Genomic DNA, 26,201 nt, shown 5'->3' with positions numbered 1-26,201 from the left:
ACCCTGCCCGATCCAAGTGCCAATTCCCGCTCTCTTCAAAAATTTATCTTGCGCGCTAAATATTTGCGCAGTACATTCACTTCGCACCTAGTTAGCGCGCAAACAATTAGCGCAACAAACCACACTTGATGAGGCTCACACCATGCAAACTCTCTACACCGCAATCGCAACTTCCACTGGCGGCCGTGACGGTCGTGCGATCTCCAGCGACAACATCCTCGACGTCAAACTGGCCACCCCGAAGGAACTCGGCGGTGCCGGTGGCGCGGCTACCAACCCTGAGCAACTGTTTGCCGCCGGCTACTCGGCCTGCTTCATCGGTGCCCTGAAATTCGTCGCCAGCCAGACCAAACGCAAAATCCCGGACGAGGCCTCGATCACCGCTCACGTCGGCATCGGCCAGATTCCTGGCGGCTTCGGTCTGGACATCGACCTGCACATCAGCCTGCCGGGTCTGGAACAGGCTGACGCACAAAGCCTGGTCGACGCAGCCCACCAGGTCTGCCCGTACTCCAACGCCACCCGTGGCAACGTCGATGTGCGTCTGCACGTCACCGTGTAATCACTGACGCTCAGGCCCGTACAGGAAATGAACATGAACACTTTCAGCAAAGTCTTGACCGGTACCCTTCTCGCCCTGTCCATCCACAGCGCATTTGCCGGGGAGGTTGAACACAACACTCAGGCGTTTCTCGATGTGCTGAATGCCGGCACCGGCAAACCGATGGAACAGCTGACACCCAAGGAGGCCCGCGCCGTGCTGACGGGCGCGCAGTCCGGGGTCAAACTGACGCTGCCCAAGGCGGACGTCAGCGAGAAAACCATCCAGGTCGATGGCCAACCGTTGAGCCTGACCATCGTCCGGCCGGCCGGGGTCAAGGGCGAGCTGCCGGTGTTCATGTTCTTCCACGGCGGCGGCTGGGTGCTGGGGGATTTCCCGACTCACGAACGTCTGGTGCGGGATCTGGTGGTCGGCTCGGGTGCGGCGGCGGTGTTCGTCAATTACACCCCTTCACCGGAAGCGCATTACCCGGTGGCGATCAACCAGGCTTATGCCGCTACCAAATGGGTGGCCGAACACGGCAAAGAAATCAACGTCGACGGCAAGCGTCTGGCGGTGGCGGGCAACAGCGTCGGCGGCAACATGGCGGCAGTCGTCGCCTTGATGGCCAAAGACAAAGGCACTCCGGCGATCAAATTCCAGGTGCTGCTGTGGCCGGTGACCGATGCCAATTTCGACACTGGTTCGTATAACCAGTACGCCGAGGGGCACTTCCTCACTCGCAATATGATGAAGTGGTTCTGGGACAACTACACCACCGACGCCAACCAGCGGAACGAGATCTACGCCTCGCCGCTGCGGGCAACCACCGCGCAATTGAAAGGTCTGCCGCCCGCGCTGGTGCAGACTGCGGGGGCTGACGTGCTGCGTGACGAAGGTGAAGCCTACGCCCGCAAACTCGACGAAGCCGGGGTGCCGGTGACCTCGGTGCGCTACAACGGCATGATCCACGACTACGGTTTGCTCAACGTGGTCAGCCAGGTGCCGGCAGTGCGCTCGGCGATGCTGCAGGCCTCGGAAGAACTGAAGCAGCACCTGAAGAAGTAATTTTCATCAGGCACAAAAAAGCCCGACTCGATGGTCGGGCTTTTTCTTTCCACAAAAAGCAGTGCTTATTTGGCACGGCCTTTGTAGGAACCGCCTTCGCGGGTATCGATCTCGATCATGTCGCCGATTTCGATGAAGTCAGCAACCGACAGCTCGGTACCGTTCTTCAGTTTGGCAGGCTTCATCACCTTGCCGGAAGTGTCGCCGCGAGCGGAACCTTCGGTGTAGTCGACCTGACGCACGATGGTGGTCGGCAGCTCTACGGAAACCAGACGGCCTTCGAAGAATACGGCTTCGCAAACGTCGGTCATGCCTTCTTCCACGAATGGCAGAACGCTTTCGATGTCTTCGGCGTTCAGCTCGTACATGGTGTAGTCGGTGGTGTCCATGAACGTGTAGGAGTCACCGCTGATGAAGGACAGGGTCGCTTCTTTGCGATCCAGGATCACGTCGTCCAGCTTGTCGTCCGCACCGTAAACGGTTTCGGTCTTGTAACCGGTCAGCAGGTTCTTCAGCTTGGTCTTCATGATCGCGCTGTTACGGCCCGACTTGGTGAATTCAGCTTTCTGAACCAGCCAAGGATCGTTGTCGATACGGATCACGGTACCGGGTTTGAGTTCTTTACCAGTTTTCATTGCGAATATCCGAATTTGGATGGGATTTACAAAAATCTAGGCCGCGTATCATATCCAATTTCGGTAAAACTGTACCAGCGCCGTCGCAAGATCCGCCTGCAAGGCCTGTTCCAGACACCACGCGCGGGCATTTTCCTGCAGTTCGGGCCAGTGTTTGCGGGCCTCGAGCCAGTGGTCGCCGATAGGCTGCCCGGCACTCCAGGCACGCCAGAGACCGTTCATCGCCTCGGCGGCAGCGGGCGAAAGGCGTTTTGTGTAGAGCGCAAGGAAGGCGTCGAGCTTGTCCAGATGGATGTCTTCGTCCTGCTGATAGATGTGCCACAACATGGGACGGCCAGCCCACTGCGCCCGGACAAACGAATCCTCGCCGCGCACCGCGTTGAAATCGCAGCACCAGAGCAATTGATCGTATTGATCCTGACGGACGAACGGCAGCACCTGCACGGTCAGCGACTGACGAACATGCGTCGCCCCGACCGCCAGCGACTCGACCCCGAGCCAACGGGCGACATCACCGAGAATCCGCCCTTCCGGCACCAGCAGATGAGTGGGCGTCGAGTCAGCCGCGAGCACATCAAGCCAGCTGGCGAGTCCGGCATTCTCGTAGGCAAACAGCGAGATCAGTTGCGCATCGGGAGCAGGAACGATCCCCAGACCGTGCAAGAATTGTCGCTGCACCTTGGGATCCTGCTGAAACTGCTGACGCCGCTCCAGCAAACCCCTTTCACGCAACAAGCCGCCAGTTCCAGGCTGAAATCCCGGAAAGAAAAAGTACTTCTGCACCGACTTGTACTTCACCGACGGCAGTCCGTGACACCCGACCACCCAGTCTTCGGCACTGAGGTAGTCGAGGTTCATCCACAACGGCGGTTCTTCCCTTGCGGCCATGGCGTCCATGTAGACGCTTGGCAACTGGCAGGCAAACGCAGCGATCACCACGTCGGCCGCATCGGCCTCCTGCCACTCGGCTGGCCAGTGCCGGACTTCGACGCCCTGCTGCCATTGCTGATCGAGGCCGATGTCGATTTCGGGACAAATGCGTTCGAAAGCGCGCAGATCATCGACCCACAGTCGCACCGCCACTGCGTGCTCGCTGACCAGTTGTCGGGCCAGACGCCAGGTCACGCCGATGTCGCCGTAGTTGTCGACGACCGTACAAAAAATGTCCCAGCGGGTGTTCAGTTGCGGCATTCAAGGCTCCCGTTGGCAAAAGCACCGATTGTCCGCATAAATCCCTCCATGCAGAAGAGCCGACGACAATTAATCTTCGTGCGACAATCGACTCCCGCCCGCACTCATCCGCCAGGAGGCAGTCATGCCCTATCGTCCCAACCCGCGTCGCCCCTTGCCTGTTCAGCTTAGCGCGCTGCAATTGACCGGCAGCATTGCCCTGGGTGTGTGGCTGGGTTTCCTGGCCATCGCGCTGACATGCTGGCTCGCTTCTTTACTCTTCAGCCGTCAGTTGCAACCCGTGGCGGAGGCGGTGCAACAACTGAGCAAGCCTCCGGTGGCCGCCCAGCCACAGCCAGAACCTGAACCACAAAACCGCCTGTTCGAGCAGTACGAAGAAAACCTGCGCAAGAACGAGCAACAGGCACGCCTGGATCAGGCCCGTGGCAGCACACGCAACCTGTCGAACCCCAAATGCCAGTTCTGGCTGCAACAGGATCAGACGGCCCCTAGCGAAAAGAGCCGCGCCAATGTCCTGCAATTCTGCGATTGATCATGAATAAACAGACGGTTCACCAACTGATTCTCGACAAGCTGCGCGTCGATCTCGACATCGCCGAACGCGCGGCGCAAACCGCTTACGAAACCGCGACCCACGAAGAGAACATCGCCGAAAACAAGTACGACACCCTGGGACTCGAGGCGTCGTACCTGGCGGCAGGCCAGGCGAAACGGGTCGAGGAAATTCGACAGTCACTGGCGCTGTGCCAGAACCTGACGCTGCGCGCGTATGACGCTCAACGAGGGATTGAAGTCGGCGCCCTGCTCGGTCTGGAGGATGAAAAGGGTCGCGAGCAATGGCTGTTTCTGGCGCCGGATGCGGCGGGCGTGAAAGTCGACGTGGTGGGCCAGCCGATTACCGTCATCACCCCCCGCTCGCCGCTGGGCAAAAGCCTGCTGGGCAAGTTTGAGGGGGACGAGGTGGAGATTCTGGTGGCGGGCACCCGGCAACAGTTTGCTGTCACCGAGGTGCTGTAGACAGGGGCTTAGTGAACCGGCAGTTCGACGCCTTCGAACAGCTCTTCCAGCTCCTGCTTGTTGTGGCACTGAATGGCCTTGGCCATGACTTCGCGGGTCAGGTGCGGCGCGAACTTCTCGATGAAGTCGCACATGAAGCCGCGCAGGAAAGTACCGCGACGGAAACCGATCTTGGTCACGCTGGACTCGAACAGTTCGCTGGCATCGAGCACCACCAGATCGTTATCCAGCTTGGTGTCGACCGCCATTTTCGCCACGATGCCGACACCCAGGCCCAGACGCACGTAGGTTTTGATCACGTCGGCGTCGGCAGCGGTGAACACCACTTTCGGCGTCAGGCCGCGATGGCTGAAGGCTTCGTCGAGTTTCGAACGGCCGGTGAAACCGAACACGTAAGTCACGATCGGGTATTCGGCCAGCGCTTCGAGGGTCAGTTTCGGCAGCTTGGTCAGCGGGTGGCCCTGAGGCACGACCACGCAACGGTTCCAGCGATAGCACGGCATCATTACCAGATCGCCGAACAGCTCCAGCGCTTCGGTGGCGATGGCGAAATCGACGGTGCCGTCAGCGGCCATTTCGGCGATCTGCATCGGCGAACCCTGGTGCATATGCAGCGCCACGTCCGGGTATTGCTTGATGAAATTGCTGATCACCGGCGGCAGTGCATAACGTGCCTGGGTATGGGTGGTGGCGATCGACAGGGTGCCTTTCTTCTCATTGGAGAATTCCTGGGCGATCTGCTTGATGCTTTCGACCTTGCGCAGAATCTCACCGGCAGTGGTGATGATACGCTCGCCGGCCGGAGTGACGCGGGTCAAGTGCTTGCCGCTGCGGGCGAACACTTCGACGCCCAGTTCGTCTTCCAGCAGACGGATCTGTTTACTGATGCCCGGTTGCGAGGTGTAGAGGCTTTGGGCTGTAGCGGAAACGTTGAGGTCGTGGTGCGCCACTTCCCAGATGTAGCGCAGTTGTTGAAGCTTCATATGAATCCCTCAAAGCAGGTAGACGCCACGGGCATCAGCGACGGTATATAACTATATTAATGGTTTGAAGAATAAATCTAGAACTTTTTTATCAAAGTGCCATTATTCCCGCTTCAGCGATCCTCCCGACGGCGACGCTCCACCAGCGGCACCAGATAAACCGGCACCTTGGACAATTGCAGCAGCCGGGCCGCCGTTCGCCCCAAAGGTGTTTCCGCCCCGACCCCGTGGCTGTGACTTCCTACGATCAGCAAATCGACAGAGAGTTTCTGCACCTGATCGAGAATCACCTGTGACGGATCGCCCTGCAGCACCCGCACCGCGCGTATCCGCTGCAGGTCCTGCTCGCCCTCATCCCCCAGTTCTTCGCGAAAACTGTCGAGCACCCGCTGCTCGATATTGGCAATGACCGTTTTCAGACCCTGACTGTGAAATTCGTTCAATGCCTGTTCGTCGAGATAGCTCTGCAACACCGATTCGGCGAACAGCCCCATGGGTTCCACTGCGTGCACTACGTACAGGTCGGCATTGAACGTTCGCGCCATCGCCAGGGCATGCTGCATCACTAACGGTGCGTACAGACCGAGGTCAGTGGCATACAGCATCGAACGAATCATATGACCTCCTCGCAAGCCAACATGGCGGAGATTTGATTCAGCTTAGCAGTGCCTTGGCGAGTACGACGTGCGACGCAACGTCTTGAACCACGAGGGCTTTAGACCGCCGGTTCGTTGCTGATGCCGTGGGGCACGTGACCGGTTGCCACAACCTCCCGGGCCAGCTCGCAGTGGCCGGCCTGATCATCGAAAAACACATCGGCCGCAAAGGCTTCGAGGAATGCCGACTTGGTCAGGCCACCGAGAAACAGCGACTCGTCCAGACGAATGTCCCATTCGCGCAAGGTGCGGATCACCCGCTCGTGGGCCGGCGCCGAACGCGCGGTGACCAGGGCGGTGCGGATCGGGCACTCCTCATCGGAGAACTCGCGCTGCAACAGGTTGAGCGCCGCAAGAAAGCCCTTGAACGGTCCGCCGCGCAACGGTTCGCGAGCGGATTCACGCTCCTTGGCCTGGAAGGCTTCGAGGCCACCGGATTGATAGACGCGCTCCGACTCATCGGAAAACAGCACTGCGTCACCGTCGAAGGCAATACGCAATTCATCGCTGGCCGCGCGACTGGCGCCGCCGGACAGAATGGTCGCCGCCGCGAAACCGGCATCCAGCGCAGCGCGCACATCTTCGGCATGGGTGGAGAGAAACAGGTCGCAACCGAAAGCCTTCAGATACGGATAAGGACTGCGGCCGCCAACGAACGCCGCACGGGAGATCGCCAGGCCGTAGTGACCAATGGAGTTGAAAACACGCAGGCCGGTGTCGGCGCTGTTGCGCGACACCAGAATCACCTCGACCCGGGCGCGGCCGAGACGACTGTTCAGGTTGAGGAGTTTTTCCACCAGCGGAAAGGCATCGCCCGGCGCGAGAATTTCGTCTTCGTGATCGATCTGATATTGCCGGTAGGCTTCGACGCCGCTCGACTCATACACCTTGTGGCTTTCGCTCAGGTCGAACAGGGCACGGGACGAGATCGCCAGCACCAGTTTGTCATCGATGTTCTTGGCCATGCCTTTCCCCCAGTGCGACCGGTTTAAACGTTGCGCCGGTCGATAAAGCTCAATGTGCGATACAACGATTCGATTCGCGGCAACTCGCAGCCTGCCGCTTTCGCCGCCGCCAAAGGACGAGCGTAGATCGCCTCCAGCTCCAGCGGTCGCTTGTGTAAAAAGTCGTGGTACATGCTCGGCCAATAATCGGGCATTTTCTCGGTCATCATGAACAGGTATTCGGCGTAACCGGGTGGCATGTCGTGGCCGCAGGCCTTGGCGCCCTGCACCACTTCAGCCATCAGCGCCTGAATCAATGCGCGGCTGTCCGTGTCGGCCATCAACGGCGTGGTGCCGGCGCCTAGCAACACCGAAAGGCCGTTGTAGGGAATGTTCCACACCAGTTTCTGCCAGCGCGCCTGATGCAGGTTCGGCATCGCCTGGGAATCAAGACCGGCGGCGCGGAACAGGCTGGCGCCCTCTTCGACGATTGCCATGCGCGCCGCGTCATCCGCTGCCGGGCCGCTGTGATAGCCGACGTTCACTGCGCCCAGCGCCTGGTGGGTGATCTGGCCCGGCCCCTCGCGATGAACGCAAATCAGGCACAAGCCGCCCAGCAAATGCAGGGAATCGGGCAGCAACGCACGCAAACTGTCTTCGACGTCGAGGCCGTTTTGCAGCACCAGCACTTTCGCGTCGGGCTTCGCCGCCTGAATGATCGACGGCGCCAACCCGGCATTGCTGGTGGTCTTGGCGCCAACCAGCAGCCAGTCGCAGGGCGGCATGTCTTCAGCCGACGAATAAGCCTGCACCGGGTTCAGCGCCAATGCGCCATGCACAGCACTGTCCACTTGCAAGCCGCGCTCGGCGACTGCGGAAAATTCACTGCGCAACAAAAAGTGCACATCGAACCCGGCCCGGGCCAGCATCACCCCGTAGAACCCTCCGATGGCGCCGGTGCCGATAATCCCCACCACCGGTTTTTTCACTGCTCCCATCACGGCAACTCCTCTGCAATTCGACCTAGCGCCTGCGTCACGGCTGCATTCAGCTCATCGACATTCAGACGCGTGTGCACAGCCCCAAAGAACTCGCCGTCACGCACCACAAACAGCGCCGGCAAATGAAAGACCTGATAACGCTCGACCAGTCCGCCGTTGTCACCGGCATCGATCCAGCACACGCGATCGACGGCAAGATCAAGTCCCGGCAACACTTCGCGGGCATAGCGGCAACTGGCGCAGCCGACGCTGGTGAAGATCACCAGCGAAACGCCATTCATCGCCAGCAGCCGTTGGTCGGCGTCAAAATCGGTCAGTTGCGATTCGACCACTATACTGGGGGAAACAATGTCAAATGGCCGACACAGGGAGTCTGTGCTCATGGGACGGTTTATTCCTCATCCGGATGATGTGCCCGTTGAATTGACCTTGCTCACACCGGAGTGTATTTCGCGTCAACGGCTGCACACTATCAGCCTCGGCGGCATCGCTTGCAATTACCACCGTGCCTGGCGCCATGGCACCGCGCTGCAGGTGCGCATGCCGACTCTCAATGCCGACATCTGTTATCCGGGCTACGTGGCCTGGTGCCTGCGTCGCAAGAAAGGCTATCTGGTGGGCATCGCCTTCACCGACGAACAGACGCTGTTCAGCGCGCGAATGGGTGAGCAGGTGTGTCAGATCGAACGCTATTGCCGACTCAACGACGCCCACGACGACCTCCAGGATATTCAGGCCCTGGCCCTGCAATGGGTCGAACAACACGCCGACGAGTTCTCCCACGACACCGTTCGCAAGGCGTTTGCGCAGCCTGTGCTGGACTGAACAGTGACTTGCCCATTGTCTAGCAGGCGTCTAACGCGATAAGGTTCGGCTCCCCGACGCGCTTAAATCCGCTGTGCTCCGCCGCGCGGGGATCGCTGGCGGCCGGCACCCGTGACCTGACGAGTAAACGATGGCTGATTTACCGATCAACGACCTGAACGTCGCTTCCAACGAGACCCTGATCACTCCCGATCAGCTCAAGCGTGATATCCCTCTGAGCGACGCTGCCCTGCGCACCGTCACAAAGGGTCGCGAGGTCATCCGCAACATTCTCGATGGCACCGACCATCGTCTGTTCGTGGTGATCGGCCCCTGCTCGATCCACGACATCAAGGCTGCCCACGAATATGCCGATCGCCTGAAGGTGCTGGCGGCAGAAGTCTCGGACACCCTGTATCTGGTCATGCGCGTGTATTTCGAGAAACCACGGACCACCGTCGGCTGGAAAGGCCTGATCAACGACCCGTACCTGGATGACTCGTTCAAAATCCAGGACGGTCTGCACATCGGTCGCCAGTTGCTGCTGGACCTGGCCGAGAAAGGCCTGCCGACCGCAACCGAAGCCCTCGACCCGATCTCCCCGCAGTATCTGCAGGACCTGATCAGCTGGTCGGCCATCGGCGCCCGTACCACCGAATCCCAGACCCACCGCGAGATGGCTTCCGGCCTGTCTTCGGCGGTCGGCTTCAAGAACGGCACCGACGGCGGCCTGACTGTGGCGATCAACGCCTTGCAGTCGGTTTCCAGCCCGCACCGTTTCCTGGGTATCAACCAGGAAGGTGGCGTGTCGATCGTCACCACCAAAGGCAACGCCTACGGTCATGTGGTGCTGCGCGGCGGCAACGGCAAGCCGAACTACGACTCGGTCAGCGTCGCCCTGTGCGAGCAGGCGCTGAACAAGGCGAAGATCAAGCCGAACATCATGGTCGACTGCAGCCACGCCAACTCCAACAAGGATCCGGCCCTGCAACCGTTGGTGATGGAGAACGTCGCCAACCAGATCCTCGAAGGCAACCAGTCGATCATCGGCCTGATGGTCGAAAGTCACCTGAACTGGGGCTGCCAGGCGATCCCGAAAGACCTCGCCGACCTGCAATACGGCGTGTCGATCACCGATGCGTGCATCGACTGGTCCGCTACCGAAAACACCTTGCGCAGCATGCACGCCAAGCTCAAGGATGTCCTGCCGAAACGTCAGCGCAGCTGACAGGCGTTTCACAGGCATAAAAAACGCCGGGCATTGCCCGGCGTTTTTGTGTGTGCGGTGAGGTCAGTCAGATCTTGGCGGTGCGCCGCTGATGACGCTCCATGTAGCGCTCCACGTAGGAGCACGATGGAATGACTGTGTAGCCCATTTCATCGGCGTACTGCAACGCCCGCTCGGTCAGGGCTGCCGCGATGCCTCGGCCACGCAAGGCGTTGGGCACGAAGGTGCGGTAGATATCCAGGGTCTGTTTCCCCAGATCCATATAGGTCAGGTAGGCACGATGACCGTCCACATTGGTCTCGAACTGATGACCAGCCTGGTCATGGTGGATGGACAACGCCTCGCTCATCACTACTCCTCGCGGGTCTCGAATTCTGACCCCTACCTTACCGATGTTTTCCCGGCGAAGGAACATCTACGCCACCCCGTGCCTGATGGACACCGAGAAGAACTGCACCGATCTCGCGCAACCCGAGCACGTATCAAATAGTAGGCACCATTGGCGAAAATGCTCAAGGTACGCTCGTCAACATGCGGATTGACGGGGCAGTTCCGGTGGACTCAGGGCCGGTTCGGGAGACGATCTTCCCGAGCCGAAAGGCTGAACATCGCCGGATGTTGAGACTTAAGACGAGCCGCCTGTTTTAAAGTCACCTCAACATGGACAAAGATATGCGAGGCGCTGCGCAGATTCGCAACAAAAGTGTGGACGAATCCATATAGACAGACTTCGGCCACTACCTGCAAAACAGCGCACAGCAACGGGAACTTTTTCTCATTAACTCGCTCATCTCGGGGCTTACAGCTGGATATTTTTTATACAGCCCAGTTAAAAGTTGCTCGAAAAAGAATCAACGCCTACAATTTTTTTTGCTTCTTGCCTCACGTCAGTTTACTTACTACAAGTAATGGGTAGTATGTACGCCGGCTATTTCCTCAATCGGAGGAGACAGCCACTTAATTGAAAGTCCTTGAAGGGGAACACGATGAACAACGTTCTGAAATTCTCTGCTCTGGCTCTGGCCGCAGTTCTGGCTACCGGTTGCAGCAGCGCATCGAAAGAAACCGAAGCACGTCTGACCGCTACTGAAGACGCAGCTGCTCGCGCCCAGGCTCGTGCAGACGAAGCTTACCGTAAAGCTGATGAAGCTCTGGCTGCTGCTCAAAAAGCACAACAGACTGCTGACGAAGCTAACGAGCGTGCTCTGCGCATGCTGGAAAAAGCTAGCCGCAAGTAATAGTCCTTCGGGATTGTTATCAAGCCGACCCGTTTTTCGGGTCGGCTTTTTTGTGCCTGCAGTTTTCTGCGGGCAATAAAAAACCCGCCACGGCGCAAGCCTCGGCGGGTTTTGTCTTCCAGCTTATTGCTGCAGGTCGATCGGTGCGCTGGAGACCATCGGCGCCGAGGTGTTCGGTGTGCCGATTTCGGTTGGCAGGCCATCTTCGGCCGCCACCACATCACGCACCACATCCCAGTTCATGCGAAGGTTGTTGGTGATGTCTTCGCGCTTGAGCATCGCGTTGATCACGGCGGTGTGCTTGTCGACCACCGACGGGTTGCCTTTGTCATCGATCGGCGTGTGCGCCTCCAGATAGATCTTGCCGCCACTGCGACCGAACTTGTAGGCGTCGTTGAGAATCCGTACCGAAGTCCCCACCGGAACCATGCTGGCCATTTCCAGCACGTTGTTGTTGAACATGCGGAAGCAGCCGTGACTGGTGCGCATGCCGATACCGAACTTCTTGTTCGAGCCGTGGATCAGGTAGCCCGGCGTGCCCAGGGTGAACTTGAACGGCCCCAGCGGGTTGTCCGGACCGGCCGGCACCACGTTCGGCAGCGGATCGCCATCGGCAGCATGTTCAGCCTTGATCGAAGCTGGCGGCGTCCAGGTCGGGTTCGGCGTCTTCGCGGTAATCGTGGTGTGAGCGATCGGCGAGCCCCAGCCTTCACGGCCGATACCCAGCGGGAAGGTGTACACCACGTTCCGGCCTTTCGGGTAGTAATAGAGGCGGTACTCGGCCAGGTTGATCACGATGCCTTCACGCGGCCCCGGCGGCAGGATGAAACGGGTCGGCAGGACCACTTCGGTGCCGGCGCCCGGCAACCAGGCATCGACGCCCGGGTTGGCCGCGACCATTTCCGAATAACCCAGATCGTAGGTGGTGCCCAGATCGGCAAAGGTGTCTTCGTACTTGGCCTTGATCACCTGCACCTGGCCGATGATGTCTTCACCAGGCGGTGGCAGTGGAAACTCCAGTGCGGCAACGGGACCGGCCACACACAGGGCGGCAAGAGACAGGCAGCGGGTGACGGCAGGAAAACGCGGCAACATCCGGAGAATCCTTCGCAAGATCGACAAGGGTAATAAGAACGCGATTGTACACCGCGCCCAGAGAATTCGGGGAGATGCGCCGATGGGCTGGCATCACTCTTCATGGTTGAAGCTGCCGCTCGCCCAAACTGCATTCGAAAGAACGGTTGCGTTTAAAGTTCGAAACGCAGCTCAGGCCAGATCGGCGAGGTGCCGCGCTTCTGCGATTCGAGGATCGCCCGGCACAGCGAGCACAGGCGCTGATCCTGGAACACCCGGCGATCCACGCTGGACCAGCGCGGTTGCGCCGGCAGCAGACTGCCGCACAGGGTTCGGTCAGCCGAACCACCGAGTTCCAGCTGACGGGTCACCAGATGCACCCGCACTTCCTGGCAGGCGAACAGATCCAGCTGTTCGTCAGGCTCGATCAGTTGGTAGGCGAACAGGGACCAGGCAGGGCGCGGCATCGGGGGCTCCAAATTAGGGGGCGCCACATTAGCCGAAAGCCTGCCGCTAGAAAAGCCTCATAACAGCGGTTTTAGCGTCGGCCAGACATTTTCCAGCAACTTGCCCTGAGCCCCGGCCGCCGGGTGCAGACCGTCGGCCTGCATCAAGTCCGGATGCCCGCCCACACCGTCGAGAAAAAACGGCACCAGCGGGATTTTTTTCTCCTCGGCGAGTTTGCCGTAGACCTCGGCGAAGGCATCGGTGTAGCGCTTGCCGTAATTGGGCGGCAACTGCATGCCGAGCAACAGCACCTTGGCACCGCTTTGACGGGAGCTGTCGATCATCGAAGCAAGATTTTGTTGCAATTGCGTCGGCGGCATTCCGCGCAGGCCATCGTTGCCGCCCAATTCGAGGATCACCAGTTCCGGCTTGTGCTCTGCAAGCAGCGCCGGCAGCCGCGCCTGGCCTCCGGCACTGGTGTCACCGCTGATGGACGCATTGACCACTTTGTCGTCAAAACCTTCGCTCTTGAGCCGCTGTTCGAGCAACGACACCCACCCCAGCCGGGTATCCAGTCCGAAACCGGCGCTGATACTATCGCCAACGATCAGGACTGTACCCGCCGCTGCGTTCTGGGCCATGCACATCAAGGCCAGGCCAGCACTCAAAAACCACACACGCATCGGATTCTCCATGGGCGCAAGCATTCTCACCGCGAAGAACCTTAGCAAAGTGGTTCCCAGCGCGGAAGGTGAACTGGCCATCCTGCACGAACTCAGCCTGGAACTGAACAAGGGCGACAGCCTGGCCATCGTCGGCGCGTCCGGTTCCGGCAAATCCACCCTGCTCGGCCTGCTCGCCGGCCTTGATCTGCCAAGCAGCGGCGAAGTGACGCTCGCCGGACAAGCCCTGAGTCATCTCGACGAAGACCAGCGCGCACGCATTCGCGCCGAACACGTGGGTTTCGTCTTTCAATCTTTCCAGCTGCTCGACAGCCTCAACGCGCTGGAAAACGTCATGCTGCCGCTGGAACTCGACGGCCGCAAAGACGCGCGAAGCCGCGCCACCGAGTTACTGCAACGGGTCGGACTCGGCCAGCGCCTGACGCACTCGCCACGTCAGCTCTCCGGCGGTGAACAGCAGCGTGTGGCGATTGCCCGGGCGTTCGCCGCCGAGCCCGATGTGCTGTTCGCCGACGAACCCACCGGCAACCTCGACAGCCACACCGGCGAGCGCATCAGCGACTTGCTGTTTGAATTGAACAAGGAACGCGGCACCACCCTGGTGCTGGTGACCCACGACGAACGCCTGGCCCATCGTTGCCGGCGCCTGATCCGTCTTGAAGCCGGCCTGTTGGTCGCCCCTCTGGAGCCTTGATGGCACGTCTGCCGCTGTTGCGTCTGTTCAGTCTCGCCCTGCGCCAACTGCTGCGCGATGCCCGCGCCGGTGAACTGCGGGTGCTGTTTTTCGCCTTGGTCGTGGCGGTCGCGGCGAGTACCGCGATCGGCTATTTCGGTGCCCGTCTCAACGGCGCGATGATGCTGCGTGCGACCGAGTTTTTAGGCGCCGACCTGTCGCTCGAAGGCAGCTCGCCGGCCCGCCCGGAACAGATCCGGAGCGGCACCGAGCTGCGCCTGGATCATGCGCAGGTGGTGGAGTTTTCCAGCGTCATCGCCACGGACAACGGCATTCAGCTCTCCAGTATCAAAGCCGTCGACCGCGCCTATCCGCTGCGCGGCGAACTGAAAAGCGCTCCCGCTCCTTACGCGACAGAGGAAGCCGGAGGCGAGCCGCAGCCCGGTGAAGCCTGGGTCGAAGCGCGCCTGCTGACGGCGCTGGACCTGAAGATCGGCGACAGCATCGACGTCGGCATGAAGACATTGAAACTGACGCGAGTGCTGACTTACGAACCGGATCGCGCCGGCAACTTCTACAGCCTCACGCCACGAGTACTGATCAACCTTGACGACCTCGCCGCGACCGGCGTGGTACAACCCGGCAGCCGGGTGAGCTACCGCGAACTGTGGCGCGGTGAGCCGCAGGCGCTGGAAACCTATCGCCAACTGATCAAACCGGGCCTTGCCGCCAACCAGCGAATTCAGGATGCCCGCGATGGCAACCGGCAGATCGGCGGCGCACTGGGCAAGGCCGAACGCTATCTGAACATGGCCAGCCTGGTCGCCGTGCTTCTGGCCGGTGTGGCGGTCGCGTTGTCGGCCAACCGCTTCGCCAGTCGGCGTTTCGATGCCAGCGCCCTGCTCCGTTGCCTGGGTCTGTCGCGCCGGGAAACCCTGGTGCTGTTCAGTCTGCAACTGACGGTACTCGGCCTGCTCGCCAGCCTCAGCGGTGCCCTGCTCGGCTGGCTCGCGCAATTGGGATTGTTCGCGCTGCTGCATGATCTGCTGCCGACCGACGTACCGCCGGGAGGCTTGCTGCCGGCGCTCGCCGGAATCGGCACCGGACTGGTCGCTCTGGCAGGTTTCGCCCTGCCACCGCTCGCCGCACTGGGCCGGGTTCCGCCATTGCGAGTATTGCGCCGGGACATGCTGCCGATTCCATCGAGCACCTGGATGGTCTACGGCGCGGCACTCGGTGCGCTCGGGCTGATCATGTGGCGCCTGAGTCTGGATCTGCTGCTGACATTCGCCCTGCTCGGCGGCGGTGTGGTCGCCGCGCTGGTGCTCGGCGGTTTGCTGCTGTTGCTGCTGCAAAGCCTGCGTCGTCTGCTGGCGCGCGCGTCCTTGCCGTGGCGTCTCGGGTTGGGTCAGTTGTTGCGTCATCCTTTGGCGGCCGCCGGCCAGTCATTGGCCTTCGGGCTGATCCTGCTGTCCATGGCGCTGATCGCCTTGCTGCGTGGCGAACTGCTCGACACCTGGCAAAACCAGCTGCCGAAAAACGCCCCCAACTATTTCGCCCTGAACATCCTGCCGGCGGACAAACAGGCCTTTACCGATCACCTGATCAATGTCTCGGCCCAGGCCGCTCCTTTGTATCCGGTGGTGCCGGGACGGTTGATCAGCATCAATGGCGAAGCGGTGCAGCAAATCGTCAGTAAGGATTCGGCCGGCGACCGCGCCATCCAGCGCGACCTGAGCCTGACATGGGCGGCCGACCTGCCGGCCGGCAACAAGATCACCGCCGGTTCGTGGTGGGCCGGGCAACCTTCGGACGACGTTCCGGGCGTCTCGGTTGAAGGCAAGGTGGCCGAGAGTCTCAAGCTCAAGCTGGGCGATCACATGGTGTTCAGCGTCGGCGGGGTCAATCGTGAAGCGAAGGTCACCAGCCTGCGGGAGATCAACTGGGACAACTTCCAGCCGAACTTCTTCATGATCTTCCAGCCCGGCACCTTGAAGGATCTGCCGGCGACTTACCTGACCAGCTTCTATCTGGCGCCCGGTCACGATCAGCAGATTGTCGAGCTGTCGCGAGCATTCCCGGCAGTGACCATTCTGCAGGTCGAAGCCTTGCTCGAACAGCTGCGCAGCATCCTCGCCCAGGTCACCCTGGCGGTGGAGTATGTGTTGTTGTTTGTGTTGGCGGCGGGGATGGCGGTGCTGTTTTCCGGTTTGCAGGCAACGCTGGATGAACGCATTCGCCAGGGCGCACTGTTGCGTGCGCTGGGTGCCGAGCGGCAGTTGTTGATCAAGGCGCGACGCATCGAGTTCGGTTTGCTCGGCGCGGTCAGCGGATTGCTCGCGGCGATCGGTTCGGAAGTGGTGAGTCTGTTGCTGTATCGCTTCGCCTTCGACCTGCCATGGCATCCCCATCCGTGGTTGCTGCTGTTGCCGTTGATCGGCGCGGCGCTGATTGGTGGCGCCGGGGTATTCGGCACACGGCGTGCGCTGAACGCCAGCCCGCTGACAGTGTTGCGCGAGGGTTGATAGACTCCAGCCGTCTTGATCAAAAGAAGTTGCCATGAGCCGTTATCGCCCTCCCCGCACCGCCGGCACTGCGCTGATCACCCCTGAAGGTGAAGCGCGGATGCGCGCCGAACTCCATGAGCTGTGGCACGTGCGCCGCCCGCAGGTGACGCAGTCAGTCAGCGAGGCGGCGGCTCAGGGTGATCGTTCGGAAAATGCCGAGTACACCTACGGCAAGAAAATGCTGCGCGAGATCGACAGCCGCGTGCGCTTTCTCACCAAACGCCTTGAGGCGTTGAAAGTGGTCAGCGAAAAACCCAGTGATCCGAACAAGGTCTATTTCGGTGCCTGGGTGACCATCGAAGACGAGGACGGCAAACAGTCGCGCTATCGTATCGTCGGCCCGGACGAACTGGATCTGAAGCTCGGCCTGATCAGCATCGACTCACCGCTGGCCCGCGCCCTTATCGGCAAGGCGCTGGATGCAGAAGTTCGGGTACAGACGCCGACCGGCGAACAGTTCGTCTACATCGTGGCGATCGAATATCCCTGACGCTCAGCGCCGGGTGATCAGGCCCTGGCGTGCGACGCGGGTCAGTTGGCGAATCATTTCCGGCGCCTCTTCACGGCTCGGGGCCTGAATGACGGCCAGATCGAAACTGTCATCGGCAAAACGCGCCAGCGACTCACCGTCTTCAACGAACTGGATCAGGAACGCGGCAGGACCACCGCTGCGACGTGGCCAGCCATCGAGATAACGCAACAGCGTCGGCTGATGTTTGCCGCCAAGCAGGATTTTCGGATTGCGCTGGGTGATGTGTGCCGTGATCGGCGCGGGACGTGCTGGAGGGCGTAGTGCATTCATCGTGTCGTGTCTCTGCCTCAAAAGTCTGCATGGCAGGTGAGAGGCAACACCGAACCAGCGCTTTAGCGGTATTTCGAAGCCCTGTTCCGGCTTCTGACGGCAACTGAAGAATAGTCACCTGGCGCCCCGCAAGTAGCTGTTTAAATCGGCGCATGAGCGGCATCCTAGAGAACGTGACCGGCCAGTGTCAAGAATCAGCCGCAACAAAAAAGGCCCGCACAATGCGGGCCTTTTGCTTGAGCCAGAGCGGTCAACCGGCGATGGCGCGATCCACCGAGAGCTTGCCGGCGCCTTCGATCAGCACCGCAAGGCTGCCGCCGAGCAGGGCCAGAGCGAACTCGTAACCGTTGTTGGCCATGAACAGACCGTTGCTGATATGCACGGTGAAGATCGCCACCAGCGACAGGAAGGTCAGACCCAGCGCCGCCGGGCGAACCAGCAGGCCGATGATCAGCGCCAGACCGGCGAAGAACTCGGTGCCGCCGGCGAGGGTAGCCATCAGGTAACCCGGGGTCAGGCCGATGCTTTCCATGTATTGCGCGGTGCCTGCCAGACCGTAGCCACCGAACAGGCCGAAGAGTTTCTGCGAACCGTGGGCGGCGAAGATCACGCCGACGGCAATGCGCAGAATGGTCAGACCGTAGCCGGCGCGGGTGAACAGAACCTTGTTGATCAGAGAGCTCATGTTGCGTTTCCTTGTTGTCAGAAGTGCTTATTGGTTGGCCGCTATATTAATCAGTTATTTTCATGTTAAAAGCGCAAAAATTCCGCCATAACAATCAACTTATTTGATCATTTGCGTGAGACAACTTTCTGCCCCCCGGGCTCCAACGACTCCCGCTCCCGGTCGAACGCCAAGTAATACTTGTTCACGCTATTAACATAGCTGACGGCGCCCATTCCCACCTGCTCCATGGCGATGCGCTCGACCTGAAAGAACCATTGGTTGGGATTCAGGCCGCGACGCCGCGCCTCGGCACGCATGCCCTGCACCCGCTCCGGGCCGATGTTGTAAGCGGCCAGGGTGAACGCCATGCGTTCACGCTCGTTGAGCTTGGGGCTGTTGAAGAACTTGCGGCGGATCATCGCCAGGTACTTGGCCCCGGCCTGCACATTCGCATCGAGATTCTGGATATTGTTGACGCCGACTCGCTGTGCCGCCGACGGGGTGATCTGCATCAGCCCGGTCGGGCCGCTGCCACTGCGCGCGCCGGGTTGCAGTGCTGACTCCTTGAACGCCAGCGCCGCCAGGTTGAGCCAGTCCATGTTTTGCGCTTCGGCGTGCTTCTGCAGGGTCGGGCGCAGCTTTTCCAGACGCTGACGGTCAGCCTTGGCCAACGGATAGTGCACTTGATAGAGGCGGCGGTAGATCCGCAGAAACGCCGCATCTTCGTTCGACGGCTTTTTGTAGCCGGTCAGAAAGCGGTCGATGCTGGCCCGCAACATCGACGCATCACGGCGCACGAACCAGTATTCCTCGCCCGGTTCGCTGATCATCACCTGACGGTCGAAACGCAGCTTGGGCAGGATCTTGCCCCACCGCTCGGCAATCGGTTGCTCGACGATGGTCAGGTGGAAGATCCCGCCCTGAACCATTTCCAGCACATCCTCGACCGCCAGCGTTGGATCAACCCATTCGATCTTGATCGGCGCCAGTTTGTGCAGCGCCAGTTTCTGGTTGAGCTGGCTGACCGCCTCCCCCGCCGCACTGCCGGTGGGCAATGCCAGGGTTTTGCCGGCCAGTTGCTCGACCTTGGTGTAGCGTTTTTCACCCTTGATGCCGACCAGCACCAGCGGCACGTTGCTGGCGATCGGCTCGCTGCTGGCAACCGCGTGGCCCGGTTGCAGCTCGAGCAGTTCGCCCGGCGCCACAAGATCGCCTTCGCCACGCTGCAGCGCGCCGAGCAATTGATCCTTGGCTTTGGGGATGATCTTGAGGGTGATTTCCTGGCCGTCGCGGGCGTGGCCATTGAGGTATTGCTCGAAGGCGCGCAGCCGGTGGTATTCGATGCCGATGGCCTGGCCCTGGACTTCGCCGGAGCTGTTGCGGCTCTGGTTGACCAGCACCCGCAGCACGCGGCTGCTGCGGATTTCGGTCAAGTCGCGAACCTTGGCCGCCGGCACGGCTTGCAGCGGTCCGGGCAGCCGCGCGACCGCCGTCATCGGCAGCAGCAGCGAACCACACAGCAGGAGCAAAACCGAGGGACGAACCATCCACTCTCCGGAAAGAATACGGGGCGTTTTCACCGCCGAGCGGTCGCAAAACACCGACGAAAACAGAGCGCCTGGAGCGCTGATAAAGTGCGAGAGACTGGCACAGTGATGGCAACTCTGCCAGCCCAGCCTGCCTCGCGGCCTCAACAGACAGCCATAAGCCGTTGTAGTTCTTGGCTTTTCTTATAAATCTACAGCTCTGATATGCTTTCCGGCCTTCGGCCCGAGGTAGCACCATGCAACTCATCGATATCGGCGTCAACCTGACCAACCCCAGTTTCGCCGACAAACACCAGGCCGTGCTCGACCGCGCCTACGCTGCCGGGGTCTGCCAACTGGTGCTGACCGGCACCAGCGTCGAGGGCAGCGAACAGGCGCTGGAGCTGTGCCAGCAACTGGATCCGGACGGTCAGCGACTGTTTGCTACCGCCGGCATTCACCCGCATTCGGCCAGTGACTGGAACGCCGACAGCGCAAGGCGTCTGCGCAGTCTGTTGCAGGAATCGAACGTGGTGGCGGTGGGCGAATGCGGACTGGATTTCAACCGCGATTTCTCGCCGCGCCCGCAGCAGGAAAAAGTCCTCGAAGAGCATCTGGCGCTGGCTGCCGAACTGCAACTGCCGGTGTTCCTGCATGAACGTGATGCAAGCCAGCGCCTGCTGGAAATCCTCCGTGACTTCCGCGATCAGTTGCCGGCCGCCGTGGTGCATTGCTTTACCGGCGAACAGAAAGCGCTGTTCAGTTACCTCGACCTGGACCTGCACATCGGCATCACCGGCTGGATCTGCGACGAGCGTCGCGGCACCCATTTGCATCCGCTGGTGAAGGAGATCAAGCGCGGTCGACTGATGCTCGAAAGCGATGCGCCATATCTGCTGCCGCGCACACTGCGGCCAAAGCCGAAAAACGGGCGCAACGAGCCAGCGTACCTGACCGAAGTGTTGCGTGAAGTCGCGTTGCATCGAGGCGAAACCGAAGCAGACCTGGCCGCCCACACAACCGCGTGCGCACGGGCGTTCTACGGTTTACCTATCCTGCCCTGAAAGAGGCAGATGCATCGGTTGTTGATGCATATCAAGAACCGGACGCCTGGGTAGCGGCACAATAATGGCACCTTGCCAAAACTGTTTCCGCTATCAGAGAAGACCTCCATGGGTGCCTGGCTTAGCAATATCTCGCTGAAATACAAATTCTGGGCGGTCAACGCGGTCGCCTTTGTCACCACCCTGTTGCTGGTGCTGTACGCCGTGCAGCTCGAACAACAGGCCCGCAGCCACGCCGCGCAAACCTCGGCCCAGGCCCAGGCGCAATTGCTCAAGGCCTGGCCGGTCGGGCAGGCGCTGCCCAAATCCGATCAGGTACTGACGTTTAAACGCGGTGAAGCGCCGCGCCTCAACGATCAACCGCTGCTGGAGATAACCGACAGCAGCGGCTGGATCGAGATCAGTCATTTGCCGTTGTTCGGCGAAAATCCGCTGCTCGGCGCCGAAGTCTTCAGCCGTGCCGATGGCCAGCAGGTCGCCGTGATCGCCTACGCCCCCAGCCTCAGCCAGGTGTTCAGCGAGCGCTTCGCCAACTACGCGGTGGCGGTGTTCATCCTGATGCTGGCGATGCTCGGTGCCTCGCAGCTACTGATCCGCTTTCTGCTCAGCCAGCTCAATACGCTCAAGGACGTGATGCTGCACGTGGAGAAAACCGGCGACCTCGCCGCCCGGGTGCCGCTGGCCTGCAAGGACGAAGTCGGGCAAATGGCCAACGCGTTCAATGCGATGCAGGCCGGTTATCAGCGAGTGGTGACCACCGTGGCCAACACCGCGCGGCAACTCGACGTCGGCGCTGCGCGACTGGCGTCGAGCATGAACGAGGTGCGTCACGGCATGCTTGGCCAGCAGAGTGAAACCGATCAGGCCGCCACGGCGATCAACGAAATGACCGCGACTGTCTACCACATCGCCCAGCACGCCGGCGCCACTCGCGATCTGTCGCAGACCGCCGACGGCCTGGCCGGCAGCGGCCAGCAAGTGGTGAGCCGGGTGCAGACGTCGATTGCCGGCCTGTCCAGCGGCGTGCAGCAGACTGCCGAGATGATCCAGCGTCTGGCCGAGGACAGCCAGAAGATCAACGGTGTGGTCAGCGTGATCCACAGCATCGCCGAACAGACCAATTTGCTGGCACTCAACGCCGCGATCGAAGCGGCGCGTGCCGGGGAAATGGGTCGCGGGTTCGCGGTAGTCGCCGACGAGGTACGCAACCTCGCCAAACGTGTGCAGACCTCCACCGATGAAATCACCACCATGGTCTCGGCGTTGCAGGCTGGCACCCGTGATGCGGTGGACTTCATGCAGGAGAGTTCGTACAAGGCCGACGACTGCGTGCAGCAGGCGCAGGAGGCCGGTGAAGCGCTGGCGGAAATCACCGGAGCGGTAGCGCAAATGCGCGAGAGCAACACGCAAATTGCGGTGGCGGCGGAACAGCAAAGTCAGGTGGCCGAAGAGATGAACCGCGCGGTGGTGAGCATTCGCGACGTGACCGAAAACACTGTGCAACAGACCGTGGATTCGGCGACCACGAGCAATGAACTGGCGACGCTAGCCGGGGAGCTGAACAAGGCGATCGGTCAGTTGAAGCTCTAGGGGGCAACATCGAGATTGGCCATTGTCCCTATCACTTCAATAGCCAACCTTGATTCGCCGCCCTCGCTGCCCGGGCCTATTCTTCAACCATGTACTGAACATGGATCGAGGAGCAGCAACATGGGCAAACGTCACCCCAACCTTCCCGCGTGGCAATGGCGCGCGTACCCGAACAACCATCAGCACCCGACCAATCTGGTGCTGCACCTGATTGCCGTGCCGCTGTTCATCGTCGCGTTTCTGTTGATCGTCTCGGGCGTGTTCAGCCTGAGTCTGGCCAGCGTGGCGATCGGCGTGATCGGCATCATCGCGGCGCTGGGTCTGCAGCGTCACGGCCACAGCCTGGAGGCGCAAGCCTCCGAGCCGTTCAGTGATCGCAAGGACGCCGTCTCGCGTCTGCTGGTCGAGCAGTTCCTGACGTTTCCGCGGTTCTTCCTCAGTGGCGGCTGGTTTCGCGCTTGGCGTGAACGCCATCGCCGGCATTGAGTCAGGCGAAGATCGTCACCGTCTGCCGACTCATGGCAATTAGTTCACCCTTCGCACTCCACAGCTTGGCGGCGACGTGGCCGTAACCGTCGGCGGCATACTCGATGTCCGCCAGGTATTGGCAAAAATCCAGCGTACTCAAATCGCGTAACGGCTGAACGAATTCGATGGTCCAGGTCAGCGTACTGCCCGGTGCCGGTTTCTTCAGGTACGGCAACAGCGCTGGTGGCCAGGCATCGACCAGCGCCAGCAGGTGCGCTTCGTTGACCGACTCTTCCTTCACATCACCCCGCAAACGCACCCAGCCACCCATCAGCCGCGATTGATTGCCGGTGAACGGCATCCCGCCAACGCTCCAGCGCATCGCCAGATGACGCATGAACTCGGGGGTTACGCCTTTGATGTACGGCAGTTCCTGGCAATCGTCCCAGTGCTTCATTTCCGGCGCGGGATAGGCTTCAACCGCCACTTCCGATGGCCGCGAAGCCCCGAAGCTGCCTTGCACCATCGTCACCACCTGACCGTTCTGCACAGCACGCCCCAGCACCTGGCTGACCGCTTTGCCTTCGCGTAGTACCTCGACTTCAAAACTCACCGGCACTTCGGGCTCGACCGGGCCGACGAAGGTGATCGCCAGCGAACGTACCGGCCGATCGGTCGGAACCTTGGTGCGCATCACTTCAAATTGCAGCGCGGCCACCAGCCCGCCAAAACTGGCCCGGCCCTGGCCCCACTCCGCCGGAATCGTGACCTCCGGTTGACGACGGACAGCATCGATCAGATCGCAAAAGCGCATGGAAACCTCGGACACGAAAAAGGGAATGAGCGGATCTTAACCAGCGCGGCAGAGCGGCGCAGCGTCCATTCCGGTCAAAGAGACTGACAGATAAGACAGCGCTGCTGCGCGCCAGCGGGTTTCAGGACTTGAAGCAGGTCGCGCTGAGTTTTTCCAGCACCCGGTCGGCCTTGATTTCGGCCTTGGCCATGGTCGCCTGCCACGTGGCGACGCAGGGTTGCAGATCCTGCTCCAGCTCGGCGCGGGCCAGCCATTGCCAGCAATCGTGCCAGTCACCGAGGGCGCCTTGTGCGGATTTCAATCGGGGTAAGGCGGCTTCGGGCAGTCGATCGAGTTCCGGGTAAGCCTCAATGCCGTAACGCACACGCTTGATCAGCAGGCGCAGGCGATGGCGGTCGTGGGCCGGGTCGTGCAGCGCCACGTCAAGGTGCTTCCATTGTTTGCCCAGACGTTTTTCGATACGTTTGTCCAGGCGCTTGAGCAATCCCTGGCGCTGGGACGCGCGCAGAAAACGCGGAAAGGCATCGAGGATCATCAGCAGCGACGCCACTTCGGCACTGGCCGCCAGCGTCGGGTACGCCTCGGCCATCTGCACCATGCGGCGCTGCGCGGCTTCGGGCTGATCATGCTTGATCAACCACGCCGCCAGCACCTCGCGGTCGCGCCACGGCGTGGTCAGTTGTCCGACGCTGGCCGCCGCGCTTTCCAACTGTTCGACACCTGGCAAGCCGCGCAACGGTCGCAACAGACTGCGCAAACGCCGTACGGTGGTGCGCAGATCGTGCAACGCTTCTGGGTCGGTCCGCGCGGACAGACGCGCCTGACAGGCCAGCAGCCGCACTTCCAGGCTCAGGACATGAGCCACCAGCCGATCAACCCACGCAGACATCGCTTGCTCCTGAATTCAATGGCTTTGCACGAGTGTGCACTTGCGCAAACGAGGTGCCTTGCGCCACGTCAGCAGCTTAGCGTCCGGCGCGGGATTCGCGAATGTAGAAACGCGCTTTTTCGGCTTTCCTGGTGCAACCTTCGAATCCCTCGAATTGCTGCTGGGTCTTGGCGGCTGTCAGCAACGACAACGCCTTGGAGTAACTGACCGTGCCGGCGAAACCCTCGGCCTTGGCCAGATCCAGTTCATGCCACGCCGCGTCGAGCTGGCTGCCACAGCTGTCGCGATAAGCGGTCTTGCCGGCGCAACCGGCCAATGCCAAAGCAATCAACGGCACACAGATCCAGGCTTTCATCACTCACACCTCAGAGATAGGTCAACAGTCGTGCAGGTAAGACGGTGCGCCAGCGAAAAAGTGCCTTGGGCCCCGCCATTGCGCCGCACTGCAAAAGATAACGCCGACGGGTCATGAAGTATCGAAAAAACGACGCCATCGCCGCCCCGAGCGACCCCGCCGATTGAAGCCCGGCCCTCGATGGGTGCATTGTGCAACCTTGTCGGGAGGAAGTTGGATGAAAAAGCGTGTCGCACTGGTGCTGGGCTCCGGTGGCGCCCGGGGCTATGCCCATATCGGGGTCATTGAAGAGATCGAACGACGGGGCTATGACATCAGTTGTATTGCCGGCTGTTCAATGGGGGCCGTGGTCGGCGGAATCTACGCCGCCGGCAAGCTCGACGAGTACCGCAACTGGATCGAAAGCCTGGATTATCTCGACGTGCTGCGTCTGGTGGACGTCAGCTTCCGCCTCGGTGCGATCCGTGGCGAAAAAGTCTTCGGCCAGATCCGCAAGATCGTCGGCGAGATCAACATCGAAGACCTGCGCATTCCCTACACCGCCGTAGCCGCCGACCTCACCAACCAACAGGAAATCTGGTTCCAGGAAGGCTGCCTGCATCAGGCCATGCGAGCTTCGGCGGCGATTCCCAGCCTGTTCACCCCGGTGATGCAGGGCAACCGGATGCTGGTGGACGGCGGCATTCTCAACCCGTTGCCGATCGTGCCGGTGGTGTCGAGCCATTGCGATCTGATCATCGCGGTCAATCTCAACTCGACCAACCAGCGCCATTACAAACTGCCGGTGATCCAGCGTCCTGCCGCGTTCCGTACGCGCTTCGACAGCCTGATCACTTCGCTGGGTTCAAAGATGCCGTTTCGCCGCAAACAGGCCGAGCAACTGCTGATGCTGGAACAGGAAGCGCTGCGTGCCGAAGCGGCGGAGATCAATCCATGGGTCGAAGGCGCCGAACCGGAAGCCCAGCAACCGGCCGCCGCGCCAGAGCGCGACGGCGCACCGAAATCCGCCACCGGATCATTCATCGTCGATAACGTCGGGCCGGCTTCATTGCTTGATCTGATCAACCAGAGTTTCGAGGTGATGCAGACCTCTCTGGCGCAGTACAAGATCGCCGGGTATCCGCCGGACATCCTGATCAACGTGCCGAAGCGGGTGTGCCGGTTCTTCGAGTTCTACAAGGCGCCGGAGCTGATTGCGCTGGGTCGCGAGATTGCCAGGGATACGCTGGATCGCTACGAGAGCGAGCAGAACTGAGGAGCGTGAAGGGCATGAGTC

31 protein-coding genes are annotated in these 26,201 nt (G+C 60.8%); 14 read left to right on the top strand and 17 right to left on the bottom strand.

The features are described 5' to 3' along the window. Positions 1–142: 142 nt before the first annotated feature. On the top strand, positions 143–562 hold the full coding sequence (locus ACODTD_RS20700; protein ID WP_201815721.1) for an organic hydroperoxide resistance protein: 420 nt from the start codon (positions 143–145) through the stop codon (positions 560–562). A 33-nt stretch (positions 563–595) separates the two neighbouring features. Continuing rightward, positions 596–1,609: an alpha/beta hydrolase gene (locus ACODTD_RS20695; protein WP_011335302.1), complete on the top strand. Its 1,014-nt coding sequence runs from the start codon at positions 596–598 to the stop codon at positions 1,607–1,609. A gap of 65 nt (positions 1,610–1,674) precedes the next feature. Here ACODTD_RS20695 and ACODTD_RS20690 read toward each other — a convergent pair whose 3' ends face one another. Both ACODTD_RS20690 and earP read right to left on the bottom strand, forming a co-directional pair. Beyond that, complete coding sequence (locus ACODTD_RS20690; protein WP_007955690.1) at positions 1,675–2,244, bottom strand: elongation factor P; 570 nt, start codon at positions 2,242–2,244, stop codon at positions 1,675–1,677. A gap of 48 nt (positions 2,245–2,292) precedes the next feature. Further along, positions 2,293–3,435 (bottom strand): elongation factor P maturation arginine rhamnosyltransferase EarP, encoded by a 1,143-nt coding sequence (earP, locus tag ACODTD_RS20685; RefSeq protein WP_011335303.1) that lies wholly within the window; start codon positions 3,433–3,435, stop codon positions 2,293–2,295. Between the two features lie 124 nt (positions 3,436–3,559). Here earP and ACODTD_RS20680 point away from each other — a divergent pair, with 124 nt between their 5' ends. After that, positions 3,560–3,967: a hypothetical protein gene (locus ACODTD_RS20680; protein WP_011335304.1), complete on the top strand. Its 408-nt coding sequence runs from the start codon at positions 3,560–3,562 to the stop codon at positions 3,965–3,967. A 2-nt stretch (positions 3,968–3,969) separates the two neighbouring features. Further along, complete coding sequence (locus ACODTD_RS20675; RefSeq protein ID WP_011335305.1) at positions 3,970–4,452, top strand: GreA/GreB family elongation factor; 483 nt, start codon at positions 3,970–3,972, stop codon at positions 4,450–4,452. Positions 4,453–4,460: 8 nt separating this feature from the next. Here the strand turns inward: ACODTD_RS20675 and cysB are convergent, their stop codons facing one another. From cysB to ACODTD_RS20650, 5 genes are all read right to left on the bottom strand, one after another. Then, complete coding sequence (cysB, locus tag ACODTD_RS20670) at positions 4,461–5,435, bottom strand: HTH-type transcriptional regulator CysB (protein ID WP_007955684.1); 975 nt, start codon at positions 5,433–5,435, stop codon at positions 4,461–4,463. Positions 5,436–5,548: 113 nt separating this feature from the next. Continuing rightward, complete coding sequence (locus ACODTD_RS20665; RefSeq protein ID WP_007955683.1) at positions 5,549–6,052, bottom strand: universal stress protein; 504 nt, start codon at positions 6,050–6,052, stop codon at positions 5,549–5,551. A gap of 98 nt (positions 6,053–6,150) precedes the next feature. Then, on the bottom strand, positions 6,151–7,056 hold the full coding sequence (locus ACODTD_RS20660; RefSeq protein ID WP_007955682.1) for a 5'-nucleotidase: 906 nt from the start codon (positions 7,054–7,056) through the stop codon (positions 6,151–6,153). Between the two features lie 23 nt (positions 7,057–7,079). Continuing rightward, positions 7,080–8,036, bottom strand: a complete 957-nt coding sequence (locus ACODTD_RS20655; protein ID WP_181457892.1) for a putative 2-dehydropantoate 2-reductase — start codon at positions 8,034–8,036, stop codon at positions 7,080–7,082. Then, positions 8,033–8,419: a thioredoxin family protein gene (locus ACODTD_RS20650; RefSeq protein ID WP_011335307.1), complete on the bottom strand. Its 387-nt coding sequence runs from the start codon at positions 8,417–8,419 to the stop codon at positions 8,033–8,035. Before ACODTD_RS20650 ends, ACODTD_RS20655 begins: the two co-directional genes overlap by 4 nt. Between ACODTD_RS20650 and ACODTD_RS20645 the strand changes: the two genes are divergently transcribed. Then, complete coding sequence (locus ACODTD_RS20645) at positions 8,418–8,861, top strand: PilZ domain-containing protein (protein WP_011335308.1); 444 nt, start codon at positions 8,418–8,420, stop codon at positions 8,859–8,861. The two genes, ACODTD_RS20650 and ACODTD_RS20645, sit on opposite strands and share 2 nt — an antisense overlap. Positions 8,862–8,991: 130 nt before the next feature. Next, the gene (locus ACODTD_RS20640; protein ID WP_007908583.1) at positions 8,992–10,068 is read left to right on the top strand and encodes a 3-deoxy-7-phosphoheptulonate synthase; all 1,077 of its coding nucleotides are present in this window, start codon (positions 8,992–8,994) and stop codon (positions 10,066–10,068) included. A gap of 67 nt (positions 10,069–10,135) precedes the next feature. Here ACODTD_RS20640 and ACODTD_RS20635 read toward each other — a convergent pair whose 3' ends face one another. Next, entirely contained in the window at positions 10,136–10,417 is a 282-nt protein-coding gene (locus ACODTD_RS20635; protein ID WP_007955658.1) for a GNAT family N-acetyltransferase, read from the bottom strand. A gap of 637 nt (positions 10,418–11,054) precedes the next feature. On the opposite strand from ACODTD_RS20635, the gene oprI reads away from it, so the two are divergent. After that, positions 11,055–11,306: an outer membrane lipoprotei OprI gene (gene oprI, locus ACODTD_RS20630; protein ID WP_011335311.1), complete on the top strand. Its 252-nt coding sequence runs from the start codon at positions 11,055–11,057 to the stop codon at positions 11,304–11,306. A gap of 123 nt (positions 11,307–11,429) precedes the next feature. Here the strand turns inward: oprI and ACODTD_RS20625 are convergent, their stop codons facing one another. The 3 genes from ACODTD_RS20625 to ACODTD_RS20615 all read right to left on the bottom strand — a co-directional run bounded on the left by ACODTD_RS20625 (position 11,430) and on the right by ACODTD_RS20615 (position 13,510). Continuing rightward, entirely contained in the window at positions 11,430–12,401 is a 972-nt protein-coding gene (locus ACODTD_RS20625; protein ID WP_011335312.1) for a L,D-transpeptidase family protein, read from the bottom strand. A 152-nt stretch (positions 12,402–12,553) separates the two neighbouring features. Continuing rightward, complete coding sequence (locus ACODTD_RS20620) at positions 12,554–12,847, bottom strand: hypothetical protein (RefSeq protein ID WP_003226812.1); 294 nt, start codon at positions 12,845–12,847, stop codon at positions 12,554–12,556. Between the two features lie 57 nt (positions 12,848–12,904). After that, the gene (locus tag ACODTD_RS20615) at positions 12,905–13,510 is read right to left on the bottom strand and encodes an arylesterase (protein ID WP_011335313.1); all 606 of its coding nucleotides are present in this window, start codon (positions 13,508–13,510) and stop codon (positions 12,905–12,907) included. Between the two features lie 10 nt (positions 13,511–13,520). Between ACODTD_RS20615 and ACODTD_RS20610 the strand changes: the two genes are divergently transcribed. From ACODTD_RS20610 to greB, 3 genes are read left to right on the top strand one after another with little or no spacing between them, the layout of a single operon-like run. Then, entirely contained in the window at positions 13,521–14,204 is a 684-nt protein-coding gene (locus ACODTD_RS20610) for an ABC transporter ATP-binding protein (RefSeq protein ID WP_489105140.1), read from the top strand. Beyond that, entirely contained in the window at positions 14,204–16,708 is a 2,505-nt protein-coding gene (locus ACODTD_RS20605; RefSeq protein WP_221616044.1) for an ABC transporter permease, read from the top strand. Before ACODTD_RS20610 ends, ACODTD_RS20605 begins: the two co-directional genes overlap by 1 nt. Before the next feature lie 34 nt (positions 16,709–16,742). Beyond that, a complete protein-coding gene (greB, locus tag ACODTD_RS20600; protein WP_064383324.1) occupies positions 16,743–17,240 on the top strand; it encodes a transcription elongation factor GreB in 498 nt (165 codons plus the stop codon). A gap of 3 nt (positions 17,241–17,243) precedes the next feature. On the opposite strand, the gene ACODTD_RS20595 is transcribed toward greB, so the two are convergent. The 3 genes from ACODTD_RS20595 to ACODTD_RS20585 form a co-directional block, all read right to left on the bottom strand. Beyond that, a complete protein-coding gene (locus ACODTD_RS20595) occupies positions 17,244–17,552 on the bottom strand; it encodes a hypothetical protein (RefSeq protein WP_011335317.1) in 309 nt (102 codons plus the stop codon). A 250-nt stretch (positions 17,553–17,802) separates the two neighbouring features. Next, complete coding sequence (locus ACODTD_RS20590; protein ID WP_007950955.1) at positions 17,803–18,237, bottom strand: DoxX family protein; 435 nt, start codon at positions 18,235–18,237, stop codon at positions 17,803–17,805. Positions 18,238–18,344: 107 nt separating this feature from the next. Further along, positions 18,345–19,766: an MltF family protein gene (locus tag ACODTD_RS20585; RefSeq protein WP_236197128.1), complete on the bottom strand. Its 1,422-nt coding sequence runs from the start codon at positions 19,764–19,766 to the stop codon at positions 18,345–18,347. Between the two features lie 236 nt (positions 19,767–20,002). On the opposite strand from ACODTD_RS20585, the gene ACODTD_RS20580 reads away from it, so the two are divergent. The 3 genes from ACODTD_RS20580 to ACODTD_RS20570 all read left to right on the top strand — a co-directional run bounded on the left by ACODTD_RS20580 (position 20,003) and on the right by ACODTD_RS20570 (position 22,885). Continuing rightward, positions 20,003–20,809, top strand: a complete 807-nt coding sequence (locus ACODTD_RS20580; protein WP_011335319.1) for a TatD family hydrolase — start codon at positions 20,003–20,005, stop codon at positions 20,807–20,809. 108 nt (positions 20,810–20,917) lie between these two features. Continuing rightward, entirely contained in the window at positions 20,918–22,399 is a 1,482-nt protein-coding gene (locus ACODTD_RS20575) for a methyl-accepting chemotaxis protein (protein WP_011335320.1), read from the top strand. A 120-nt stretch (positions 22,400–22,519) separates the two neighbouring features. Continuing rightward, positions 22,520–22,885 carry an Mpo1-like protein gene (locus ACODTD_RS20570; RefSeq protein WP_007950951.1) on the top strand — a complete coding sequence of 122 codons (366 nt, stop codon included), beginning with the start codon at positions 22,520–22,522 and terminating at the stop codon, positions 22,883–22,885. Position 22,886: 1 nt separating this feature from the next. Here the strand turns inward: ACODTD_RS20570 and ACODTD_RS20565 are convergent, their stop codons facing one another. The 3 genes from ACODTD_RS20565 to ACODTD_RS20555 all read right to left on the bottom strand — a co-directional run bounded on the left by ACODTD_RS20565 (position 22,887) and on the right by ACODTD_RS20555 (position 24,925). Then, positions 22,887–23,681, bottom strand: a complete 795-nt coding sequence (locus tag ACODTD_RS20565) for an acyl-CoA thioesterase (RefSeq protein WP_011335321.1) — start codon at positions 23,679–23,681, stop codon at positions 22,887–22,889. Positions 23,682–23,802: 121 nt separating this feature from the next. Beyond that, complete coding sequence (locus ACODTD_RS20560) at positions 23,803–24,570, bottom strand: CHAD domain-containing protein (RefSeq protein ID WP_489105139.1); 768 nt, start codon at positions 24,568–24,570, stop codon at positions 23,803–23,805. Between the two features lie 76 nt (positions 24,571–24,646). After that, the gene (locus ACODTD_RS20555; RefSeq protein WP_201815737.1) at positions 24,647–24,925 is read right to left on the bottom strand and encodes a hypothetical protein; all 279 of its coding nucleotides are present in this window, start codon (positions 24,923–24,925) and stop codon (positions 24,647–24,649) included. Positions 24,926–25,142: 217 nt separating this feature from the next. On the opposite strand from ACODTD_RS20555, the gene ACODTD_RS20550 reads away from it, so the two are divergent. Continuing rightward, positions 25,143–26,180: a patatin-like phospholipase family protein gene (locus ACODTD_RS20550; protein ID WP_064383337.1), complete on the top strand. Its 1,038-nt coding sequence runs from the start codon at positions 25,143–25,145 to the stop codon at positions 26,178–26,180. Positions 26,181–26,201: the final 21 nt, after the last annotated feature.

Source organism: Pseudomonas sp. FG35, from assembly GCF_057809295.1.
The sequence above is the reverse complement of the archived record's forward strand: the minus strand, read 5'-3'. Positions and strand labels throughout refer to the sequence as shown.

What these genes read in the sequence shown, in the direction of transcription:
- ACODTD_RS20700 (WP_201815721.1), top strand. Translation starts at nt 143, where the DNA reads ATGCAAACTCTCTACACCGCAATCGCAACTTCCACTGGCGGCCGTGAC.
- ACODTD_RS20690 (WP_007955690.1), bottom strand. Translation starts at nt 2,244, where the DNA reads ATGAAAACTGGTAAAGAACTCAAACCCGGTACCGTGATCCGTATCGAC.
- ACODTD_RS20680 (WP_011335304.1), top strand. Translation starts at nt 3,560, where the DNA reads ATGCCCTATCGTCCCAACCCGCGTCGCCCCTTGCCTGTTCAGCTTAGC.
- ACODTD_RS20605 (WP_221616044.1), top strand. Translation starts at nt 14,204, where the DNA reads ATGGCACGTCTGCCGCTGTTGCGTCTGTTCAGTCTCGCCCTGCGCCAA.
- ACODTD_RS20550 (WP_064383337.1), top strand. Translation starts at nt 25,143, where the DNA reads ATGAAAAAGCGTGTCGCACTGGTGCTGGGCTCCGGTGGCGCCCGGGGC.
- ACODTD_RS20585 (WP_236197128.1), bottom strand. Translation starts at nt 19,766, where the DNA reads ATGGTTCGTCCCTCGGTTTTGCTCCTGCTGTGTGGTTCGCTGCTGCTG.
- ACODTD_RS20595 (WP_011335317.1), bottom strand. Translation starts at nt 17,552, where the DNA reads ATGAATGCACTACGCCCTCCAGCACGTCCCGCGCCGATCACGGCACAC.
- earP (WP_011335303.1), bottom strand. Translation starts at nt 3,435, where the DNA reads ATGCCGCAACTGAACACCCGCTGGGACATTTTTTGTACGGTCGTCGAC.
- ACODTD_RS20590 (WP_007950955.1), bottom strand. Translation starts at nt 18,237, where the DNA reads ATGAGCTCTCTGATCAACAAGGTTCTGTTCACCCGCGCCGGCTACGGT.
- ACODTD_RS20575 (WP_011335320.1), top strand. Translation starts at nt 20,918, where the DNA reads ATGGGTGCCTGGCTTAGCAATATCTCGCTGAAATACAAATTCTGGGCG.
- ACODTD_RS20620 (WP_003226812.1), bottom strand. Translation starts at nt 12,847, where the DNA reads ATGCCGCGCCCTGCCTGGTCCCTGTTCGCCTACCAACTGATCGAGCCT.
- ACODTD_RS20555 (WP_201815737.1), bottom strand. Translation starts at nt 24,925, where the DNA reads ATGAAAGCCTGGATCTGTGTGCCGTTGATTGCTTTGGCATTGGCCGGT.
- ACODTD_RS20665 (WP_007955683.1), bottom strand. Translation starts at nt 6,052, where the DNA reads ATGATTCGTTCGATGCTGTATGCCACTGACCTCGGTCTGTACGCACCG.
- ACODTD_RS20675 (WP_011335305.1), top strand. Translation starts at nt 3,970, where the DNA reads ATGAATAAACAGACGGTTCACCAACTGATTCTCGACAAGCTGCGCGTC.
- ACODTD_RS20640 (WP_007908583.1), top strand. Translation starts at nt 8,992, where the DNA reads ATGGCTGATTTACCGATCAACGACCTGAACGTCGCTTCCAACGAGACC.
- ACODTD_RS20570 (WP_007950951.1), top strand. Translation starts at nt 22,520, where the DNA reads ATGGGCAAACGTCACCCCAACCTTCCCGCGTGGCAATGGCGCGCGTAC.
- ACODTD_RS20610 (WP_489105140.1), top strand. Translation starts at nt 13,521, where the DNA reads ATGGGCGCAAGCATTCTCACCGCGAAGAACCTTAGCAAAGTGGTTCCC.
- ACODTD_RS20695 (WP_011335302.1), top strand. Translation starts at nt 596, where the DNA reads ATGAACACTTTCAGCAAAGTCTTGACCGGTACCCTTCTCGCCCTGTCC.
- ACODTD_RS20560 (WP_489105139.1), bottom strand. Translation starts at nt 24,570, where the DNA reads ATGTCTGCGTGGGTTGATCGGCTGGTGGCTCATGTCCTGAGCCTGGAA.
- ACODTD_RS20650 (WP_011335307.1), bottom strand. Translation starts at nt 8,419, where the DNA reads ATGAGCACAGACTCCCTGTGTCGGCCATTTGACATTGTTTCCCCCAGT.
- cysB (WP_007955684.1), bottom strand. Translation starts at nt 5,435, where the DNA reads ATGAAGCTTCAACAACTGCGCTACATCTGGGAAGTGGCGCACCACGAC.
- ACODTD_RS20615 (WP_011335313.1), bottom strand. Translation starts at nt 13,510, where the DNA reads ATGCGTGTGTGGTTTTTGAGTGCTGGCCTGGCCTTGATGTGCATGGCC.
- ACODTD_RS20580 (WP_011335319.1), top strand. Translation starts at nt 20,003, where the DNA reads ATGCAACTCATCGATATCGGCGTCAACCTGACCAACCCCAGTTTCGCC.
- ACODTD_RS20565 (WP_011335321.1), bottom strand. Translation starts at nt 23,681, where the DNA reads ATGCGCTTTTGCGATCTGATCGATGCTGTCCGTCGTCAACCGGAGGTC.
- ACODTD_RS20645 (WP_011335308.1), top strand. Translation starts at nt 8,418, where the DNA reads ATGGGACGGTTTATTCCTCATCCGGATGATGTGCCCGTTGAATTGACC.
- oprI (WP_011335311.1), top strand. Translation starts at nt 11,055, where the DNA reads ATGAACAACGTTCTGAAATTCTCTGCTCTGGCTCTGGCCGCAGTTCTG.
- ACODTD_RS20660 (WP_007955682.1), bottom strand. Translation starts at nt 7,056, where the DNA reads ATGGCCAAGAACATCGATGACAAACTGGTGCTGGCGATCTCGTCCCGT.
- ACODTD_RS20625 (WP_011335312.1), bottom strand. Translation starts at nt 12,401, where the DNA reads ATGTTGCCGCGTTTTCCTGCCGTCACCCGCTGCCTGTCTCTTGCCGCC.
- greB (WP_064383324.1), top strand. Translation starts at nt 16,743, where the DNA reads ATGAGCCGTTATCGCCCTCCCCGCACCGCCGGCACTGCGCTGATCACC.
- ACODTD_RS20635 (WP_007955658.1), bottom strand. Translation starts at nt 10,417, where the DNA reads ATGAGCGAGGCGTTGTCCATCCACCATGACCAGGCTGGTCATCAGTTC.